The sequence below is a fragment of the Polaribacter marinaquae genome, from assembly GCF_038019025.1.
GTDB lineage: Bacteria > Bacteroidota > Bacteroidia > Flavobacteriales > Flavobacteriaceae > Polaribacter > Polaribacter marinaquae.
This window is the reverse complement of sequence record NZ_CP150496.1, coordinates 3076582-3095412: the sequence shown is the minus strand read 5'-3', so window position 1 is coordinate 3095412 and position 18831 is coordinate 3076582. Positions and strand designations below refer to the sequence as shown.

Annotated in this window: 14 protein-coding genes; 9 read left to right on the top strand and 5 right to left on the bottom strand. The window is 29.2% G+C overall.

What is annotated here, in order from left to right; all coding sequences use genetic code 11:
- Positions 1 to 42: 42 nt before the first annotated feature.
- The 4 genes from WG950_RS13730 (at position 43) to WG950_RS13715 (ending at position 6175) form a co-directional block, all read left to right on the top strand.
- Positions 43 to 1509, top strand: coding sequence for a magnesium chelatase (locus tag WG950_RS13730; RefSeq protein WP_340933130.1), 1467 nt, complete (start codon positions 43 to 45; stop codon positions 1507 to 1509).
- 405 nt (positions 1510 to 1914) lie between these two features.
- Complete coding sequence (locus WG950_RS13725; RefSeq protein WP_340933128.1) at positions 1915 to 4008, top strand: HAD-IIB family hydrolase; 2094 nt, start codon at positions 1915 to 1917, stop codon at positions 4006 to 4008.
- Between the two features lie 4 nt (positions 4009 to 4012).
- Positions 4013 to 5287 carry a glycosyltransferase gene (locus tag WG950_RS13720; RefSeq protein WP_340933126.1) on the top strand — a complete coding sequence of 425 codons (1275 nt, stop codon included), beginning with the start codon at positions 4013 to 4015 and terminating at the stop codon, positions 5285 to 5287.
- A gap of 6 nt (positions 5288 to 5293) precedes the next feature.
- Positions 5294 to 6175 carry a carbohydrate kinase family protein gene (locus tag WG950_RS13715; RefSeq protein ID WP_340933124.1) on the top strand — a complete coding sequence of 294 codons (882 nt, stop codon included), beginning with the start codon at positions 5294 to 5296 and terminating at the stop codon, positions 6173 to 6175.
- Between the two features lie 8 nt (positions 6176 to 6183).
- Here the strand turns inward: WG950_RS13715 and WG950_RS13710 are convergent, their stop codons facing one another.
- The 3 genes from WG950_RS13710 to WG950_RS13700 all read right to left on the bottom strand — a co-directional run bounded on the left by WG950_RS13710 (position 6184) and on the right by WG950_RS13700 (position 9546).
- Positions 6184 to 6975: a M23 family metallopeptidase gene (locus tag WG950_RS13710; protein WP_340933121.1), complete on the bottom strand. Its 792-nt coding sequence runs from the start codon at positions 6973 to 6975 to the stop codon at positions 6184 to 6186.
- 1 nt (position 6976) lies between these two features.
- Positions 6977 to 8305, bottom strand: a complete 1329-nt coding sequence (locus tag WG950_RS13705; protein ID WP_340933118.1) for a M28 family metallopeptidase — start codon at positions 8303 to 8305, stop codon at positions 6977 to 6979.
- 119 nt (positions 8306 to 8424) lie between these two features.
- Positions 8425 to 9546, bottom strand: a complete 1122-nt coding sequence (locus WG950_RS13700; RefSeq protein ID WP_340933116.1) for a DUF2914 domain-containing protein — start codon at positions 9544 to 9546, stop codon at positions 8425 to 8427.
- A 148-nt stretch (positions 9547 to 9694) separates the two neighbouring features.
- On the opposite strand from WG950_RS13700, the gene yaaA reads away from it, so the two are divergent.
- Both yaaA and WG950_RS13690 read left to right on the top strand, forming a co-directional pair.
- Positions 9695 to 10453 carry a peroxide stress protein YaaA gene (gene yaaA, locus WG950_RS13695; protein ID WP_340933112.1) on the top strand — a complete coding sequence of 253 codons (759 nt, stop codon included), beginning with the start codon at positions 9695 to 9697 and terminating at the stop codon, positions 10451 to 10453.
- A complete protein-coding gene (locus WG950_RS13690) occupies positions 10453 to 10827 on the top strand; it encodes a DUF2809 domain-containing protein (RefSeq protein ID WP_340933110.1) in 375 nt (124 codons plus the stop codon). Before yaaA ends, WG950_RS13690 begins: the two co-directional genes overlap by 1 nt.
- On the opposite strand, the gene WG950_RS13685 is transcribed toward WG950_RS13690, so the two are convergent.
- Positions 10824 to 12248: an L-serine ammonia-lyase gene (locus WG950_RS13685; protein ID WP_340933108.1), complete on the bottom strand. Its 1425-nt coding sequence runs from the start codon at positions 12246 to 12248 to the stop codon at positions 10824 to 10826. The genes WG950_RS13690 and WG950_RS13685 overlap by 4 nt on opposite strands.
- 89 nt (positions 12249 to 12337) lie before the next feature.
- Positions 12338 to 12679, bottom strand: a complete 342-nt coding sequence (locus WG950_RS13680; protein WP_077811369.1) for a DUF2853 family protein — start codon at positions 12677 to 12679, stop codon at positions 12338 to 12340.
- Between the two features lie 239 nt (positions 12680 to 12918).
- On the opposite strand from WG950_RS13680, the gene dnaK reads away from it, so the two are divergent.
- From dnaK to WG950_RS13665, 3 genes are all read left to right on the top strand, one after another.
- A complete protein-coding gene (dnaK, locus tag WG950_RS13675) occupies positions 12919 to 14826 on the top strand; it encodes a molecular chaperone DnaK (RefSeq protein WP_077809768.1) in 1908 nt (635 codons plus the stop codon).
- 264 nt (positions 14827 to 15090) lie between these two features.
- The gene (locus tag WG950_RS13670) at positions 15091 to 17985 is read left to right on the top strand and encodes a sensor histidine kinase (RefSeq protein ID WP_340933104.1); all 2895 of its coding nucleotides are present in this window, start codon (positions 15091 to 15093) and stop codon (positions 17983 to 17985) included.
- Positions 17986 to 17989: 4 nt separating this feature from the next.
- Positions 17990 to 18742, top strand: a complete 753-nt coding sequence (locus WG950_RS13665; protein WP_077809770.1) for a LytR/AlgR family response regulator transcription factor — start codon at positions 17990 to 17992, stop codon at positions 18740 to 18742.
- Positions 18743 to 18831 lie beyond the last annotated feature (89 nt).

The window sequence follows — 18831 nt, the reverse complement described above, 5'->3', positions numbered from 1 at the left end:
GAACTATAAAATATTAATTACTGCAAGTAAAAGAAAACTCAAATGAATATAAGCGGCATAAATACATTAGGAGATTTAAAAAAATCTGGATACGAATCGAAATCTATAAAAGATGAATTAAGAGAAAACCTCATCAGTAAAATGATGAATAAAGAAACCATTTTTAAGGGTGTACATGGATACGAAAATACAGTAATACCAGAACTAGAAAGAGCTATTTTAAGTAAACATAACATCAATTTATTAGGTTTGCGTGGTCAAGCAAAAACTAGATTGGCAAGATTGATGTTGACCTTGTTAGACGAATACATTCCGGTAGTAGAAGGTTCTGAAATTAATGACGATCCTTTAAACCCAATATCTAGATTTGCAGTAGAATTAATCAAAGAAAAAGGAGATGACACACCTATTTTTTGGTTGCATAGAAACGAACGTTTTGCAGAAAAATTAGCAACACCAGATGTTACTGTAGCAGATATAATTGGTGATGTAGATCCTATTAAAGCTGCCAATTTAAAACTAAGTTATGCAGATGACAGAGTTATTCATTACGGAATGATACCAAGAGCAAACCGTTGTATTTTTGTAATTAATGAATTGCCAGATTTACAAGCTAGAATTCAGGTTGCTTTATTTAATATTTTACAAGAAGGAGATATTCAAATTCGTGGTTTTAAATTACGCTTACCTTTAGATATGCAATTTGTATTTACTGCGAATCCAGAAGATTATACAAACAGAGGTAGCATTGTTACACCTTTAAAAGATAGAATTGGTTCTCAAATTCTTACACATTATCCTGCAGATATAGAAACAGCTAAAATAATTACTGCACAAGAAGCAAATAAAGTAGCATCACAAAAAGAGTTTATAGAAGTACCAGAACTAGCTAAAGATTTATTAGAGCAAATTGTTTTTGAAGCAAGAGATAGCGAATATATAGATGCTAAAAGTGGTGTAAGTGCAAGATTAAGTATTTCTGCATTCGAAAACTTATTAAGTACAGCAGAAAGAAGAGCCATTATATCTGGCGATTCAAAAACAATGATTCGTCTAAGCGATTTTGACGGAATAATACCTGCCATTACTGGTAAAGTAGAATTGGTTTATGAAGGTGAACAGGAAGGTGCACACGTAGTTGCAGAGAAATTAATTAGAACTGCTATTAAAAATCTTTTTCCTGATTATTTTCCTGAAATTAAAAAATTAGAAAAACAAGAAGAAGAATCTCCTTATGACACTATTGTTTCTTGGTTTTTTAATATTGATACTGATTTTGAGTTATTAGATGATTATTCTGATAAACGATACAAAAGTGAATTAGATAAAATAGAACCCTTGCAAAAATTAATTACAAAGTATCAACCAAACATGAATGATACAGATACTTATTTTATGAAAGAATTTGTTCTTTGGGCTTTGGTAGAGTATAAAAAATTAAGCAAACAACGTTTTACAGAAGGTACTCAATTTAAAGATCCTTATGGTAATTTTATAAACGGATTATAATTTACTTAAAGACCTCACAGATATAAAAATTTGTGAGGTCTTTTTAATGAATTAAATACCTTCGGATAATCTATATCTAAAACCGAAATAAAAGACTTCACAACCTCTTCTATACTTTTATTTAAATTGATATTACTATCAGCTTAAAAAAGGCACTTATTTTTTCAATCTAAAGAGTTTTAAGAATTAGGTAAATAAAGATACTTAATTACTAAACACACAATTCTTCCTCATTTTTAAAATACGATTCTACTCCACTTAATATTCCTTATATAATATTTTTTGATGGGCTTAATTATCACAATCATAAAAATTAAATCTTAAGCTCTTTACGTCTTGCCTAACCTGTTAATTTTTAATAATTTAAGAGAAAAATATAATTTTCTACTTAAAAATTACACTAAAATGAGCGTAAATAACTTAAAAATTGAAAATGAAATCAAGCTATTATCCTTTGATATAGACAACACATTAATCGATTTTCATACCTACAAAAGTAATTTCAAAAAAGTTTGGGATAAGTACAGAAAAAATAACAAAACAATTCTTACATATAACACTGGGCGTTTAATAGATGATGTTTTACATCTTATTAATAAAAACATTTTACCAAAACCCGATTATATTATTTCTGGTGTTGGTACACATATTTATAATTTTAAAGACAAAGCTGTAATTAAAGAGTTTAATGATGTTTTAGATGATGGGTGGAATTTAGATGCTGTAGAAAACATTATTAAAAAAATAGAACACCCTATTAGCGATCAACCAAGTAAATTTCAACATTCTTATAAGAGAAGTTACTTTTTTCATGATGCAAACACAGAACTTATAGAAAGTATAGAGCAAGATTTTATAGATGCCAACATGGATGTTAACGTTGTATATTCTGGTAATAAATTTTTAGATATTTTACCAAAATGGGCAAACAAAGGTAACGCCTTGCAATGGCTACTTAAAAAACTAGAAATTTCTACAAACGAAGTTTTAGTTGCTGGAGATAGTGGTAATGATTCTGCAATGTTCGACCTTAAAAACGTCTATGGTATTGTTGTTTCTAATGCACATGAAGAACTATATATTTATACAAAACATAAAAAAGTTTATCACACAGAAAAAACAAAAGGAGACGGTGTTATAGAAGGGTTAATTTTCTACGGAATATTTCCTGAAAAAGCCATAAAAGATATAGTTATAGATCATTCTGATGACTTTTTTATAAAAAGAGAAAAGGAAAACATAGCACAAGAAGACACAGACGAAAAAATTGCCTTAATTAAAGAAGGATACATAAAAGCGATAGAAGCTTTAAAGAAAAATATTACACCACTTGGTTTTTCTGCTTGTTCTATTAAAGATAACATACCAAATGGCACCGACGAAAATTACCACAGCGTTTGGGCAAGAGATGGCGCAATTACAGTAATTGGTTCTCTTTCTTTAATAGATGATGAAGAAATTCATCAATGTCAAAGACAAACATTAATTACGTTATTAGAACATATTTCTAGAAACGGACAAATACCTGCCAATGTTCGCTTAAAAAATGAAGAACCAGATTATTCTGGTGTAGGCGGAATTTGCTCTATCGATAGCGGAATTTGGGTAGTTATTGCATTTTATGAATATGTAAACGTTACAAAAGATATTGCCTTTTTAAGAAAATACATTGATGCCATTAAAGAAACCATGCGTTGGTTAGGTGCACACGATAGTAATAACGATGCACTTTTAGAAATACCAGAAGCTGGTGATTGGACCGATCTATTTGGAAGAAGTTATAACATTTTATATGATGAGATTTTATGGTACAGATCTAACGTTTGCTTTGGTAGAATGTTAGAAATGCTGGGTAATCATGAAGAAGCTGGTGAATATATTAGGTGGTCTCAAGTAATTAAAAAAGAAATCGTTCAAAACTTTTGGCCTTCTACGCAGCAAAAATTATTTCAATCTGTATCATTTGCAGAAAAACAATTTACACTTGGTGATACTTCTTATTTAATAGCACAAACTACTCCTTTCGATTTTAGTTGGCGTTGTGATACTTTAGGTAATATTTTAGCCTTTTTACACGGCACAATAGATGCAGAAAAAGCGCATCAAACATTTAAATTTATGTTGGGTGTTGGTGTAAATGATCCTTTTCCTGTTGCCAACGTTTACCCAGTAGTTAGTCCTGGAGACCCAGATTGGAAACCTTACTATACCGTAAATCTTTTAAATCTACCAAACCATTACCACAACGGCGGAATTTGGCCTTTTGTTGGTGGCTTTTGGGTGAAATTTGTTAACAAACTTGGTTTTAGAGATATCGCAATTGCAGAACTTTACAAGCTTGCACTTATAAATAAAGAAGGTATAACAGACGAATGGGAATTTACAGAATGGGCTCATGGCACAACAGGTAAACCAATGGGTAAAGCTTACCAAGCTTGGTCTGCAGCACAATATATTTCTGCGTGTAGTAATTTAAAAATAATCAATACAAAAAAATAAAAATATGAAATCGATTTTAATGATCTCTTTACATGGGTATGTTGGAGCAAATGCAGAACTAGGAAAACCAGATACAGGAGGCCAAGTAGTATATGTTTTAGAATTAGCAGACAGGTTTAGTAGATTAGGCAAACGTGTAGATTTAGTAACAAGACAATTTGAAGACCAACCAGAATATGATCATGTAGATGATAATTTTAATATTTGGAGGATTCCTTTTGGTGGAAAAAAATTCATCAGAAAAGAAGATATGCACGACCATCTTAAAAAGTTTGTTACAAACACTTTAGCTGCCATCAAAAAAGAGAATAAAAAATATGATGTTGTTTATTCTCATTATTGGGATGCTGGTTGGGCAGGACAGAAAATAGCAGAAGAATTAGGTATTTGTCACGTTCATACACCACATTCTTTGGGTTGGTGGAAACAGCACACCATGGGAAGTGATATGGACGAAATAGAAATGGAAAAAACCTACCGATTTAAAGAACGTATTAGAAAAGAATATTTTGTCTATCAAATGTGTAATTATGTAATTGCAACAACGTTACCTCAAGTAGATTTATTAATTCAGCAATACGACGTTTTGTCTAGAAATTGTAGTATGATACCTCCGGGAATAGACGAGAATCGATTTTTTCCTGTTCCTTCAAAAGAAAATGACAAGATTCGTTTAAAATACGATATAAAACCTACCGATATTTTAGCATTAGGAAGAATGGCGCATAACAAAGGATACGATTTACTTTTACATGCTTTACCAACCGTATTTGAATTGTGTCCGGAAGCGAGATTGGTCGCTGCAATTGGTGGAGATTCTCAGCAAGACAGAGATGGTATTGAAAAATTAAAAGAATTGGCAGAAGAACTTGGTATTACAGATAAAATAAAATGGAAAAATTATATTTCTGATGAAGATTTAGCAAACGTATACAGATCTGCAAGTATCTTTGTAATGCCTTCTAGATACGAACCTTTTGGTATGGTTGCAATTGAAGCAATGGCTTGTGGCACACCAAGTGTTGTAACTGTGCATGGTGGTTTGTGCGATTTGATAGATTTTGGAAATCAAGCTTTATTTGCAGATCCGCATAGACCAACAGAGTTTGGCGCAATGATGGCAATGCCACTCTTGTACCCTAATTTAAGAAACGAAATGTCTGTGGAAGGAGCTCGTTTTGCAAGAAGAAATTTTGGTTGGACAGGTATTGCTAAAAGAATGTTGACTATTTTTAACAGCTCTATAAATCAACAAACAATGGAAACTAATATATTTTAATATTCTATGACAAAATTTGTGTGTTTTGGTGAAGTTTTATGGGATGTTTTTGATACTCATAAAAAAATTGGAGGCGCTCCTTTAAATGTTGCCAATAGGTTAAAGTCTTTTCATAATGATGTAGCTATAATAACTGCCGTTGGTAATGATGAGTTAGCAAAACCTATCTTAAAATTAATAGAAGATTTAAAAATTAATTTAGACGCAGTTTCTATTTTAAATGATTTCAATACTGGCGAAGTCAATGTAACATTAAATAATAAAGGTTCGGCAACTTATAGCATTCCACAACCAAAAGCATGGGACAAAATACCTTATACAAAAGCATCAGAAAACTTAGTAAAACAAGCTGATGCCTTTGTTTTTGGAAGTTTAATAACAAGAGACAACGTTTCTAAAGAAACTTTATTTAAACTATTAGAAGTATCTAATTATAAAATTTTCGACGTTAATTTAAGAGCTCCTTTTTATCAGAAGGAGGTTTTAATAGATTTAATGCACAAAGCAGATTTTATTAAATTTAATGATGAAGAACTCTATGAAATTTCTGATTTTCTAGGTTCAAAATTTAATAATTTAGAACAGAATATTCATTTTATATCAGAAAAAACAAAAACAAAACATATTTGTGTTACAAAAGGAGAACACGGAGCCGTTTTATTTTACAACAATTGTTTATTTTACAATAGTGGTTATAGAATTAAAGTAAAAGATACTGTAGGTTCTGGCGATTCTTTTTTAGCTTCTTTAATTAGTAAATTGCGAAATGGTGCTACACCACAAGATTCTATAAACTTCGCCTGTGCTGTTGGTGCTTTGGTAGCTGCAAATGAAGGTGCAAATCCTGTTATTACAGCAAAAGAAATTAATGCTTTTAGTTTGATATAATTATTACATTAATTATGCAATGCGTATTTACCTTTCTTGTATTTAGAACTTGGTATACTATCTAATATAAACGGAATTGAAACCAAACCATTTTTTGTTGGTTTATAAATAGTAAAATGCAAATGCGGTTCTGAAGAAAAACCTGTATTACCAGAATAACCAATAATTTGACCTTTCTTTATAGTATCACCCAATTTAACTAACACGCCATCTTTCTTAAAGTGCGCATATTGAACATAAGTATCGTCTTTATGTATTGCAAAAACAACATTTGCTTTGTTTAGATACTTTTTACTTGTACCATTTTTTTCAAAATGATTTTTTACATCTACAACTATGGCATCTCTTATAGCACATACTTCTTGCCCAATTTTCATTTTAAAATCTATAGCATATTTTGATGTTATTTTATTGTGAGAATAACTACCAAAATTACCTTGTAAAACTCTATAACGTTTCCCTTTTAAAAAAGGCAATTGGTAATTATAAAGCGTATCATAATTCTTTAAATTAGAAGTACCATAATAACCATAGAATTTGTAGTGCTCTAATATATAATTGGTATCAACAACAGATTTATTGAATTTTAATAAGATTTTTTCACTCTTCTTATCAATATCTATAAATTGTTCTTTGGCAGCTCTATCTACTATTTTAATAAATATAGGAGAAACATTCTTGTTTTTGGTAGTTACAAAAATTGAATCTGTAGTTAGATTGAATTTAATATAATTTGGTTTTTTATATGTTTCTGAACACGAGACTAATAAAAAACCAATAATTAAAATTCTAAAATTCACTTTATCTCCATATTTTATTCGGAAAAACTACAACACTTTCATGACCGTTCTCTCCTACTGCAGAAACACCAAAAAAGAAATTATCTATAACAATACCTTCTAAAGTAAACTCTGTAGTTTCTACATATCTAGAATGATCCCAGGTTGGTGAAGTTGTATCTCTCCAATAAATCTTGTAACCTTTAGCTCCGTCAACTTTACTCCATTTTAATTTTGCACTAGCTTGTACAATTCCGCCAATGGCAACTTCTTTAGGAGCTTCTGGTGCCCACGCTAAACTTGCTAAATTAATTGCATTTACAGCCGTTAATTTTTTAGCATACGGAAAATTAACATGCTCAAAAGTATCACCATAATTAATTCCGTTTTCGGTTCTAATATCTTGGTGCTGCTGTGTGTAATTTTCATGAGCTTCCATAATTCTAATTCCTGCAAAACCTAAATCGTTAAAAGGTCTATGATGCCCACCTCTACCAAATCTATCCAATCTATAAATCATCATCGGATTCATTTCTGGCATATATGTTTTTACATTATTATGAATATATCTTGCCAACTGTCTAGAAATACCATCTACTTCTCCACCATAAAAACGTCTCATTCTTCTTTGTCTTTCAGATTCATTTGCTGGCACTGGTTCAGAAAAAATTCTAAAAGATCTGTTATCAATTACTCCATCAACTCCTTCGATATTACCAATCATATCATTGTTTAAAATTCCGATAATATCCCAATTATTATCTTTTGCATATTTGGCTAAACCTGCACCTCCAAAAAGGCCTTGCTCTTCACCCGATAGACCAACATAAATAATACTACTTTCAAATTTATATTTACTTAAAACTCTTGCCGCTTCAATGGTTCCTGCCATTCCAGATGCGTTGTCGTTTGCTCCGGGTGCATCCGTTGTAAAATCCATAGTATTACTAGCTCTCGAATCTATATCACCACTCATAATAACATATTTGTTTGGATATTTTGTTCCTTTTTGAACCGCAACAACATTTACAACCCAAGCATCATGTGGCACTCTTCCGTTTCCTTTTTTAGTAACAAAATCTTTCTGATAAAACACATCAATACAATTGTTGCAGTCTTTAGAAATAGATTCGAATTCAGATTTTATCCATCTTCTTGCAGCGCCAATACCACGTGTGTTAGAAATAGTATCAGAAAATGTATTACGAGTACCAAATTCTGTTAACCTTTTAACATCAGCTTTAATTCTATCTGCAGAAACAGCATTTATAATATCGTAAATTTTTGCGTCTGTTTGTGCTGAAAGTGATACTGAAACAAACAAGAATAGTAGCATTGTAATTTTTTTCATGATTGATGTATTTAAGATTTAAAATGATTTTTTTTAAATCTATAAAGTTGAATGAATTTGAATGATTTGTTAAAAATATGAATTTTTAAACAGATAGAAAATCTACAAATTATATTGTATTAAAATTCTCTAACTTTTAAATTGGTTTTTCTTGAAGATTTACCTGTTTTTATGTTAAAATCTACTACACCCAAAACCAAATCTTCTTCTGTAACTACCTCTACCTTCCACATACCATCTTTTACGTTGTTTTTATAACTGTAGCCTCTATAACCATTGTCTCTTCCGCCAGTAATTTCAAATCCTATTTTATCGAGATTTTGCCAACTATCTAAAGTTTTATTATACCATTTCCATTGATGATATATTTTCTTTTTTAAATCTGTTGGTGCAAATATCGAAGTAAAAACATATACAGGTTTGTTTATAGTTCTATTGAAATCTATTTTATGATCTCGCCAAAAGATATACCAATTGTCTATTTCATAAGAAACTTTATAATTACCATTTTGTATTTGGATATTGTGTGCAACTACACCTTTATCTAGTGCTAGTGGCACAGGCGGAATTAATCTGAAATAATAAAAAGTATTTATAAGTATGTAAATACTAAAGATTAAACCAAACATTTTCCACTTTACCATTGCTACTCTTGTAGAGTAACTATTTTTATAAACTAAAATTATTAGTAAAAATGTAGATACAAGGCTTATTAAACCAGAAATAATAAATATTTCTGTATTCATTTTTTTTAAAATCACCGGAATAAAAAAGCTCAAAAAAGTAAAATTTACAAAAAAATAAGCGCCAAATTGCAAGTATTTATTTGAAACTCTTTTCTTAAAAAATTCATTTGCAAATAATAAAAAAAGTAAAATGAGAAAAAAAGATGCGGTCTTAGATAAAGAAACACTTCTAGAAAAATAAATTACATACGCACTTGTTAATCCTCCTAAAAAAAACTGAATGGCTAAAGGTAAATACGCTTCATTTTTTCTAAAAAAAGTATTTTTCCATTTCTCACCATCAACCAAATTATAAATGTAAATACTAGCTGTTAAAAGCGTTATATAAGTGCATAGTATTACGATATCATAAACACGATCAATTCTACCAAGTGTTAAAGAATCCCAAGTAAAACCACCTATAAAAAAAAGTAAAGGCGCGTATTTTTGATGTCTTTTTATATACTGATAAAAACGAGACTCTTTGTACGTAATGTTTTTACTAATCCTTATCATTAAAAACTATAATTTTTATTAGTGAAGATAAATAAATTTTATCGATACAAATATCAGAATTTACTACTTATAATCTTTTAAATTTAACACAATCATTTGTACTTTTATCAAACAAAATTACAATTCTAATTTTTCAATTTTAAATAAAATGAAAATCATAATATCACCAGCAAAGTCTTTAGATTTTGAAAGCAAAGCATCTACAGAAATCTTTACACAACCACGTTTTTTAGATAAATCTGAAAAATTGAGTAAAAAATTAAAATCGATTTCTAAAAATAAATTATCAGAATTAATGAAAATTTCTGATGATTTAGCTGCACTTAATTATGATAGAAACCAAGCTTGGAGCACTCCCTTCACAAAAGAAAATGCCAAACAAGCAATTTATTCTTTTACCGGAGCCGTTTTTCAAGGAATTGATGTAACAACTTTAAAAGAAGATAAAATACCCGTTTTACAAGATAAGCTTAGAATTCTTTCTGGCTTGTATGGTTTATTAAAACCTTTAGATTTAATTCAACCATATCGCTTAGAAATGGGAACAAAATTAAAGGTAGGTAGAACAGAAAACTTATATAAGTTTTGGGATAATGACTTAGCAGATTCTCTTAATAACGAATTAACTGATGACGAATTACTTGTAAATTTAGCAAGCTCAGAGTATTTTAAGGCTTTACCTAAAAAAACATTAAAAGTACCAATGATAACACCTGTTTTTAAAGATTTTAAAAACGGACAATATAAAACTATTATGACCTATGCCAAAAAAGCTCGTGGTTTAATGGTACGCTACATTATAGAAAACGATGTTGAAACCATAGAAGATTTAAAAGGCTTTAATGTTGATAAATATCGTTTTTCTGAAGAAATGTCTTCTGGTAACGATTTGGTTTTTACTAGATAATGCAAATCAATAAAAAATATCTTTTATTCTTTTTACTAATATTTTTTGTAGAAATTTTAATTGCTTTATTTGTAAGAGATCAATTTATTAGACCTTTTATAGGCGATGTATTGGTAACCGTTTTACTGTTTGCTTTTTGTAGAATATTTTACAAGGGTAACGCTTTAAAATTAGCTCTTGGCGTTTTAATATTCTCATTTGCCATAGAGTTTTTACAGTATTTAAAATTGATAGAAATTCTTGGTTTACAAAATAACAAAATAGCGGTTACAGTTTTAGGCGCAACTTTCGATTGGTTAGATCTTTTAGCATATCTTTTAGGAGTTTTAATTTCTTATTTTATTGATAAAAAATTAATTACTCCTAAAAATTAACAATCTACCATTCTTACGGTTACAGCCAAACCACCTTCTGATGTTTCTTTGTAATTCTTATTCATGTCTTTCGCAGTTTCCCACATAGTATCGATCACTTTATCTAAATGCACTAAAGATTCTTTAGGATTGGTTTCTAATGCAATTTCTGCTGCATGAATCGCTTTAATTGCGCCCATAGAATTACGTTCTATACAAGGCACTTGTACCAAACCAGCAATAGGATCGCAAGTTAAACCCAAATGGTGTTCCATTGCAATTTCTGCTGCTGATAAAGATTGAGCTGGTGTACCGCCTAACAATTCTGTTAATGCACCCGCAGCCATTGCAGAAGAAACACCAATTTCTGCTTGACAACCACCCATAGCTGCAGAAATCGTAGCATTTTTCTTAAAAATACTACCAATTTCGCCCGCAGTTAATAAGAATTGTTTAATTTGTTTAAAATCTGCTTCATGATTTTCAATAACCAAATAATACATCAATACTGCCGGAATAACACCTGCACTTCCGTTTGTTGGGGCTGTAACCACCCTTCCTAAAGATGCATTTACTTCGTTAACAGATAATGCAAAACAGCTTACCCATTTTAAAATTTCTCTAAACTTAACTTCTGTACTTCGAATTGCCTTAATCCATTCTTGTGGATTTTTATAAGTAGCGTCTTTTATTAATTTTTGATGTGTACCAAAAGCTCTTCTCTTTACATTTAAACCACCGGGTAATGTACCTTCTGTATGACAACCAATATACATACACTCTAACATTGTATCCCAAATTCTAGATAATTCTGCGTCTATTTTATCTGCGGAATTTATTTCTAATTCATTTTTAAAAACAATATCAGAAATTAATAAGTTTTCTTTTTCACAATATTCTTCTAACTGTATCGCTCTGTTTATTGGATACGGAAAATTCTTTTTATTGATTTCTATCTCTTCTTCTAAATGATCATTTTCTTGCACAATAAAGCCTCCACCAATAGAAAAATAAGTTTCTGTAGAAATTTCTTCACCTTTACAAAAACCTCGAAAAGTAACACCGTTAGAATGAAAAGGTAAAAAATCTCTATTAAAAACTATAGAATCTTTGTAAAAAGGTATTGTTTTACCTCCTTTAAAATAAAGTTCTTCTTGTGTATTAATTCTATCAACAATAATAAAAACGTCTTCGATAGGTATATACTCAGGATCTGCTTCACTTAAACCTAATAAAATTGCCAAATCTGTGGCGTGCCCCTTACCTGTTAAAGATAAAGAACCGTACAAATCTACTTTAACAGCATCTAACTTTTCTAAAAAATTATGCTCTCTTAACGTTTTAACCCACTGTTCTGCAGCGCGCCAAGGACCTAAAGTATGTGAACTAGAAGGGCCAACGCCAATCTTTAACATATCAAAAACACTAATAAATTGCGACATTCGTAAAAATGATTAATAAATATGCTGTAAATGTAAAAAATCCAACTCAATGAGTTGGATTTTTTTATATAATTTAAAAAGATATATTTCTACATTCCGTAAACAGACTCTTTATTAAACTCTTTAGCTAACATATAGTAAACAACTGCTCTGTATTTATTTCTTTCAGATTTACCTATTGCATCTACAACTTTAGCAATAGCTTCGTCCAATTTTGGTCCATCTTCTAAACCTAACTTCTTCATTAAGAAATTTTTCTTAACAGTTAATAATTCTTTTGCATCAGAACCAGACACAGTTTCTGCATCTCTTTTATAAATAGATGGCCCTAAACCTTTAGTTACTGCTTTTAATAAATCAGCATCATAACTTAGACCTTTTTCGTCCATAAACTTAGAATACTGTGCTACTTTCTCGTCAAATTTACTCATGATTTTTTCTTTATTTTTTAAAAAATTAATTGAACTATCCAAATATAAGGAATTTAAAATTGTATTCAAATATTCTTTGTGTTCAATAAATTAGACGCAATTTATGTCATAATGTCACATAAATAATTCGTCATTTTTAAAAAAAACTGACATTTCATAATAAATAACCAGTTGGCACACCCTTTGACTATAGTGTGAATGTAAAATTGAATTTAAAAAATTAATATAAAATAATTATTATGAGTAAAATAATTGGAATCGATTTAGGAACAACAAACTCTTGTGTTTCTGTAATGGAAGGAAATGAGCCAGTTGTAATTCCTAATGCTGAAGGAAAAAGAACTACACCATCTATTGTTGCCTTTGTAGAAGGAGGAGAACGTAAAATTGGTGACCCTGCAAAAAGACAGGCAGTAACAAACCCAACAAAAACAGTTTCTTCTATTAAACGTTTTATGGGTAATAAATTTTCTGAATCTTCTAACGAAGTTAAAAGAGTACCTTATAAAGTAGTAAAAGGAGATAATGATACACCTAGAGTAGATATTGATGGTCGTTTATATACACCTCAAGAAATTTCTGCAATGGTTCTTCAAAAAATGAAAAAAACTGCTGAAGATTATTTAGGATCTGATGTAACTTCTGCAGTTATTACAGTACCTGCATATTTTAACGATGCACAAAGACAAGCTACTAAAGAAGCAGGTGAAATTGCTGGTTTAAAAGTAGAAAGAATTATTAACGAGCCTACTGCAGCTGCTTTAGCTTATGGTATGGACAAAGCTAATGATGATAAAAAAATTGTTGTTTTTGATTTTGGTGGTGGTACACATGATGTTTCTATCTTAGAATTAGGAGACGGAGTTTTTGAAGTTTTAGCTACAGATGGTGATACACACTTAGGTGGAGATGATGTTGATGCTAAAATTATCGATTGGTTAGCTGCAGAATTTAAAGCTGATGAAAACATGGATTTAACTACAGATCCTATGGCTTTACAACGTTTAAAAGAAGCTGCAGAAAAAGCGAAGATAGAATTATCTTCTTCTGCTTCAACAGAAATTAACTTACCTTATATTACTGCAACTGCAAGCGGTCCTAAACACTTAGTTAGAACTTTAAGCAGATCTAAATTTGAGCAGTTAATTGATGATTTAATTAAAAGAACTATTGAGCCATGTAAAACTGCATTAAAAAATGCTGATTTATCAACTTCTGAAATAGATGAAATTATTTTAGTGGGTGGTTCTACTAGAATACCTGCAATACAAGAAGCTGTAGAAAAATTCTTTGGAAAATCACCAAGTAAAGGAGTAAACCCAGATGAGGTTGTTTCTTTAGGTGCTGCAATACAAGGTGGAGTTTTATCTGGAGATGTTAAAGATGTATTATTATTAGATGTTACACCTTTATCTTTAGGTATCGAAACAATGGGGAATGTTTTCACTAAATTGATAGATGCAAACACAACTATTCCTACAAAAAAATCTCAAGTATTTTCTACTGCTGTAGACAACCAACCTTCTGTAGAAATTCACGTTTTACAAGGTGAAAGAGCAATGGCAGCAGACAACAATACAATTGGTCGTTTCCATTTAGATGGTTTACCACCAGCACAAAGAGGTGTACCTCAAATTGAAGTAACTTTTGATATTGATGCCAATGGTATTATTAAAGTTTCTGCTTTAGATAAAGGTACAAACAAATCTCATGAAATTAGAATCGAAGCTTCTTCTGGTTTATCTGAAGAAGAAATCGAAAAAATGAGACAAGATGCTGAAGCTAATGCTGAAGCTGATAAAGCTGCTAAAGAAACTGCGGAAAAAGTAAATGGAGCTGATTCTATGATCTTTCAAACAGAAAAGCAATTAAAAGAATTTGGTGATAAATTATCTGATGATAAAAAAGGACCAATTGAAGCTGCTTTAGTAGAATTAAAAGCTGCACATGAATCTAAAGACTTAGCTCAAATTGATGCTGCTATGGAAAAGATAAATGAAGCTTGGAAAGTTGCTTCTGAAGAAATGTATGCTGCTGAACAAGCTGCAGGTGGCGCAGATGCAGGTGCACAACAAGGTCAACCAGAAGCTGGTAATGCAGATCAAGGTGACAATGTAGAAGATGTAGATTTCGAAGAAGTAAAGTAAGCAGATTACAAAATTTCATTAGAAATTTTAAGTAAATCGCTTTTGCTAATTTAACTTTAGCACTTATTCAAAAAAAGAAAATTATATTCTTTAAATATTTTAAAACGCAATCATTAATTTGATTGCGTTTTTTCTTTTAACAAACTTTAAATTCTTAAATAATTTAAGATAAATAACTACTCATTACAAGAAATAAACGCTTCACTAAAAAATTGAAAACTAAAATATTTAAATTAGTAAATTTATAACCAAATATAAATCCTATTGAAATTATTAAGAATTTTATATCTATTTCTTATTATTTGTAATGCTATTTCTAGTAACGCACAAGAACCAGTATCTATACATTTAACAGATAAAGATGGTTTACCAGACATAGAATTTTATTCTATGAAAGAAGATAAAGAAGGATTTATTTGGTTTGCATCTGATAAAGGATTGCATAGATATGATGGTAAAGTTTTTAAACAATTTTCTCATCCAGATAAAAAAGGTAGATCTCTATTTAATCTAAAAATTGGTCCAGAAGGAAGAGTTTGGTGTAATAATATTGCAGGCCAGTTTTTCTATGTAGAAAATAATAAACTTGTTTTATTTAATGACTATCAAAAAGAATTAAAAGGTCAACTGGCAGATTATATTTTTTTCAATAAAAAACTTTTAATAAGACAAAGAGACAACATTCTCTCTGTAAATATTAAAACAAAAGAAATCAAATCTATTTATAAAAATGCAAATACAACAAGTATTGGAATCACAATGCCTAATCAATATCTGTTTTTAAATAGAGATAATAATATTGTTTTACTAGATACTCTACTTAAAAAATCTAGTTTTAAATTAAAAACCAAAGAAAATATTACATTTTTCTCTCATTTTACAAAAGCAAACAATAAGGTGTTTATTGCTTTTAGAGACAATATATTAAACAGGTCTTTATTGGTTTCTGTAGATATAGAACATAAATCTACAACACAAATTAAACTTCCTAAAAAAATTAAAAACTCTAAAATTAGTAGGATTACAAACATCAATAATCAATTATACTTAGCTACAAATAAAGGAGTTTTTATAACAGAATCTCATCAAGGTAAATTAATTCTTATAACTCATTTTTTAAAAGATAAAATGATAACAGATATTATTGAAGATAAAAATAATATCATTTGGGTTGCCACATTAAAAAACGGTGTTTTTGTAATACCTAATAAAAACTTAAAGCAGTTTAATACTTTTAAAAACGTACAAATAATAGAGCAAAAAAATGATTCGATTTGTTATTTAGCTAAAAGAAATGGCGAATTATTAGAGTTAAATATCAAAACTAATAAGCTACATAAAAATTTAATTATAGATGAAACACCTATACGAGCTTTAGATTATAATAAAAGCAACAATACACTTTTATACTTTTCCGATTATCAAAACTTGGTGTATTCTAATAATTATAGCAAGAAAAAAGAGATAACTAAATTTGGATCTATAAAATCTGTTGCTTTTGTTAATGACACTACGTTTCTTATAAGTTCTTCATCAGGTACAAAAATTGTGAATCCTAAAAATAATTATACAATAAGTAATATTAGATCACATGAGTCTATATATTCTGTAATAAATAGAAAAATATTTTTGGCAGATGTAGAAGGTTTAAAAGTATATGATGAAAATTATTTAAAAGAACCAAATATTACCTACAAAAACAAACCTATTTATAGTTTTAATATTGTAGAAACAAACAATGGTTTAATATGGGTTGCTACTTATGATAACGGTATTTTAGGTATCAAAAACAATAAAGTTATTTATCATTTAAATGAAACGAATGGTCTTGCATCTAATGACATTAATTGTATCACTGCAGATAATGAAGGTTTATGGATTTCTACAGATAAAGGTTTACAATACTATAACAGCAACTTAAACGAAGTAAAAGTACTAACCAAGCAAGACGGTATAAATTCTTACAAAATTAAAGATTTAGAAATTTTAGGAGATTTTTTAATTTACACCAATAATCTAGGTGTTTATGGCTTTAATAAAACTAAAATTTTTAAGCAAAAAGAACCACCTTCTATATATCTTACAAAGATTTCTATTCAAGAAAAACCAGTAGAAATTAAAAATAAATATGTTTTAGACCACAATAAAAGCAATGTTGATATTAGTTTTAATACCAAAGAATTTCAATCTGTAAAACACATTATTTACGAATACAAATTTGCAAAAGATAAAGATTGGACGATTTTAAGAGAAGAAGTAGATTTTGTTAAATTCATAAATTTGGCACCTGGCAATTATATCTTTCAATTACGCGCAAAAAACAAATTCAGTAAAAATTACTCGAAAACAATAGAACTAAATTTTGAAGTACTTGCCCCAATTTATCAAAGATGGTGGTTTATTTTAATAGGTTTCCTTTTAATTGTATTGCTAACGATTACTTATGTAAACACAAAAACAAAAAGGCTAAAAAGATTACAAGCAAAAGAATTAGAAAAAGAGAGAATTAGTAAAGCTTTGGTTTTTTCTCAATTAGAAAACCTTAGATCTCAAATGAATCCTCATTTTATATTCAACGCTTTAAATTCCATTCAGGATTACATCATTTTAAACGAAAAAAAATTAGCGAGACAGTATTTAGTTAAATTTTCTAGATTAATTAGAACCTATTTAGAACATAGTCAAGAAACAAATATCACTTTAGAAGAAGAAATAAAAGCTTTAAAACTCTATTTAGAATTAGAAAAAGATAGATTTAATAACGAACTTATTTTTACCATTTTTATAGATGATGAAATAAACACAAAAACAATATTTGTACCGTCGTTATTTATACAACCTTATGTAGAAAATGCCATAAAACATGGTTTATTACATAAAAAAGGTAGCAAAATTTTAAATTTAAATTTTTCATTAAATTCAACCAACAAAAAAATTATTTGTGTTGTTGATGATAACGGAATTGGTAGAAATGCTTCTGAGATTATAAAGAAAAGAACTAAATTTCCTAAATCTTTTGCAACAAGAGCAAATCAAAAAAGAATAGATCTAATAAACTCTACAACAACAGAAAAAATAGAAATAGAAATTATAGATAAAGTAGCCGATGATAACAAACCAACGGGAACTAAAATAATTCTTACAATACCAATACAATAATTTTATGAAAGTTTTAATAATAGATGATGAAAGTCATGCTAGAAATGTTTTAGCTACATTACTAGAAGAAGAATGCAATGGTGTAGAAAATATTTATCAGGCTACTAATTTAAGCGAAGGTGTATCTATTATAAAATCAAAAAAACCTCAACTAATTTTATTAGATATAGAAATGCCACAACAATCTGGTTTAGAAATTTTAGATTATTTTAAAGGTGAACCTATAGATTTTAAAATAGTATTTACAACTGCCTACAATCAATATGCAATTGAGGCTTTTAAAACTTCTGCGGTAGATTATTTACTTAAACCCATAGATTCTGATGAACTAAAATCTGCTGTAAATAAAGTAAAAGTAATATCAGAAAACTTATCGGTAAAAGATAAAATATTAACTTTAGAAAAATCTTTTCAGCAATTAGCACTTAATAAAATTGCGTTAGACTTACCTCGTGGTATTAAGTTTATATCGCATGACAAAATTTTATTTTTTGAAGCAGATGGTGTATACACTAAAGTACACTTGGTAAATGGATCATCTGAAACTATTTGTAAAACTTTAAAGCATTTTACAGATCAATTAGCAGACAAACCTCTTTTTTACAAACCACACCGTTCTTACTTAATTAATTTAAAATTTATGGACGAACTTATTAAAAAAGACGGAATACACATTGTTATGCAAAATAAAAGAACCATACCAATTGCTAGAGATAGAAAAGATGCATTCTTAAAAATGATTAACAATACATTTTAAACAATTTAATTAAAAATTACAGTTCACTAAATTTTTTAAACGGTTCACTAAATAATTTACTCTAACGACTAGTACTTTTTTCATTTTTA

Coding starts and splice junctions, on each gene's coding strand:
- WG950_RS13730 (WP_340933130.1), top strand. CDS start 43: ATGAATATAAGCGGCATAAATACATTAGGAGATTTAAAAAAATCTGGA.
- WG950_RS13720 (WP_340933126.1), top strand. CDS start 4,013: ATGAAATCGATTTTAATGATCTCTTTACATGGGTATGTTGGAGCAAAT.
- WG950_RS13715 (WP_340933124.1), top strand. CDS start 5,294: ATGACAAAATTTGTGTGTTTTGGTGAAGTTTTATGGGATGTTTTTGAT.
- yaaA (WP_340933112.1), top strand. CDS start 9,695: ATGAAAATCATAATATCACCAGCAAAGTCTTTAGATTTTGAAAGCAAA.
- dnaK (WP_077809768.1), top strand. CDS start 12,919: ATGAGTAAAATAATTGGAATCGATTTAGGAACAACAAACTCTTGTGTT.
- WG950_RS13690 (WP_340933110.1), top strand. CDS start 10,453: ATGCAAATCAATAAAAAATATCTTTTATTCTTTTTACTAATATTTTTT.
- WG950_RS13725 (WP_340933128.1), top strand. CDS start 1,915: ATGAGCGTAAATAACTTAAAAATTGAAAATGAAATCAAGCTATTATCC.
- WG950_RS13705 (WP_340933118.1), bottom strand. CDS start 8,305: ATGAAAAAAATTACAATGCTACTATTCTTGTTTGTTTCAGTATCACTT.
- WG950_RS13685 (WP_340933108.1), bottom strand. CDS start 12,248: ATGTCGCAATTTATTAGTGTTTTTGATATGTTAAAGATTGGCGTTGGC.
- WG950_RS13665 (WP_077809770.1), top strand. CDS start 17,990: ATGAAAGTTTTAATAATAGATGATGAAAGTCATGCTAGAAATGTTTTA.
- WG950_RS13680 (WP_077811369.1), bottom strand. CDS start 12,679: ATGAGTAAATTTGACGAGAAAGTAGCACAGTATTCTAAGTTTATGGAC.
- WG950_RS13700 (WP_340933116.1), bottom strand. CDS start 9,546: ATGATAAGGATTAGTAAAAACATTACGTACAAAGAGTCTCGTTTTTAT.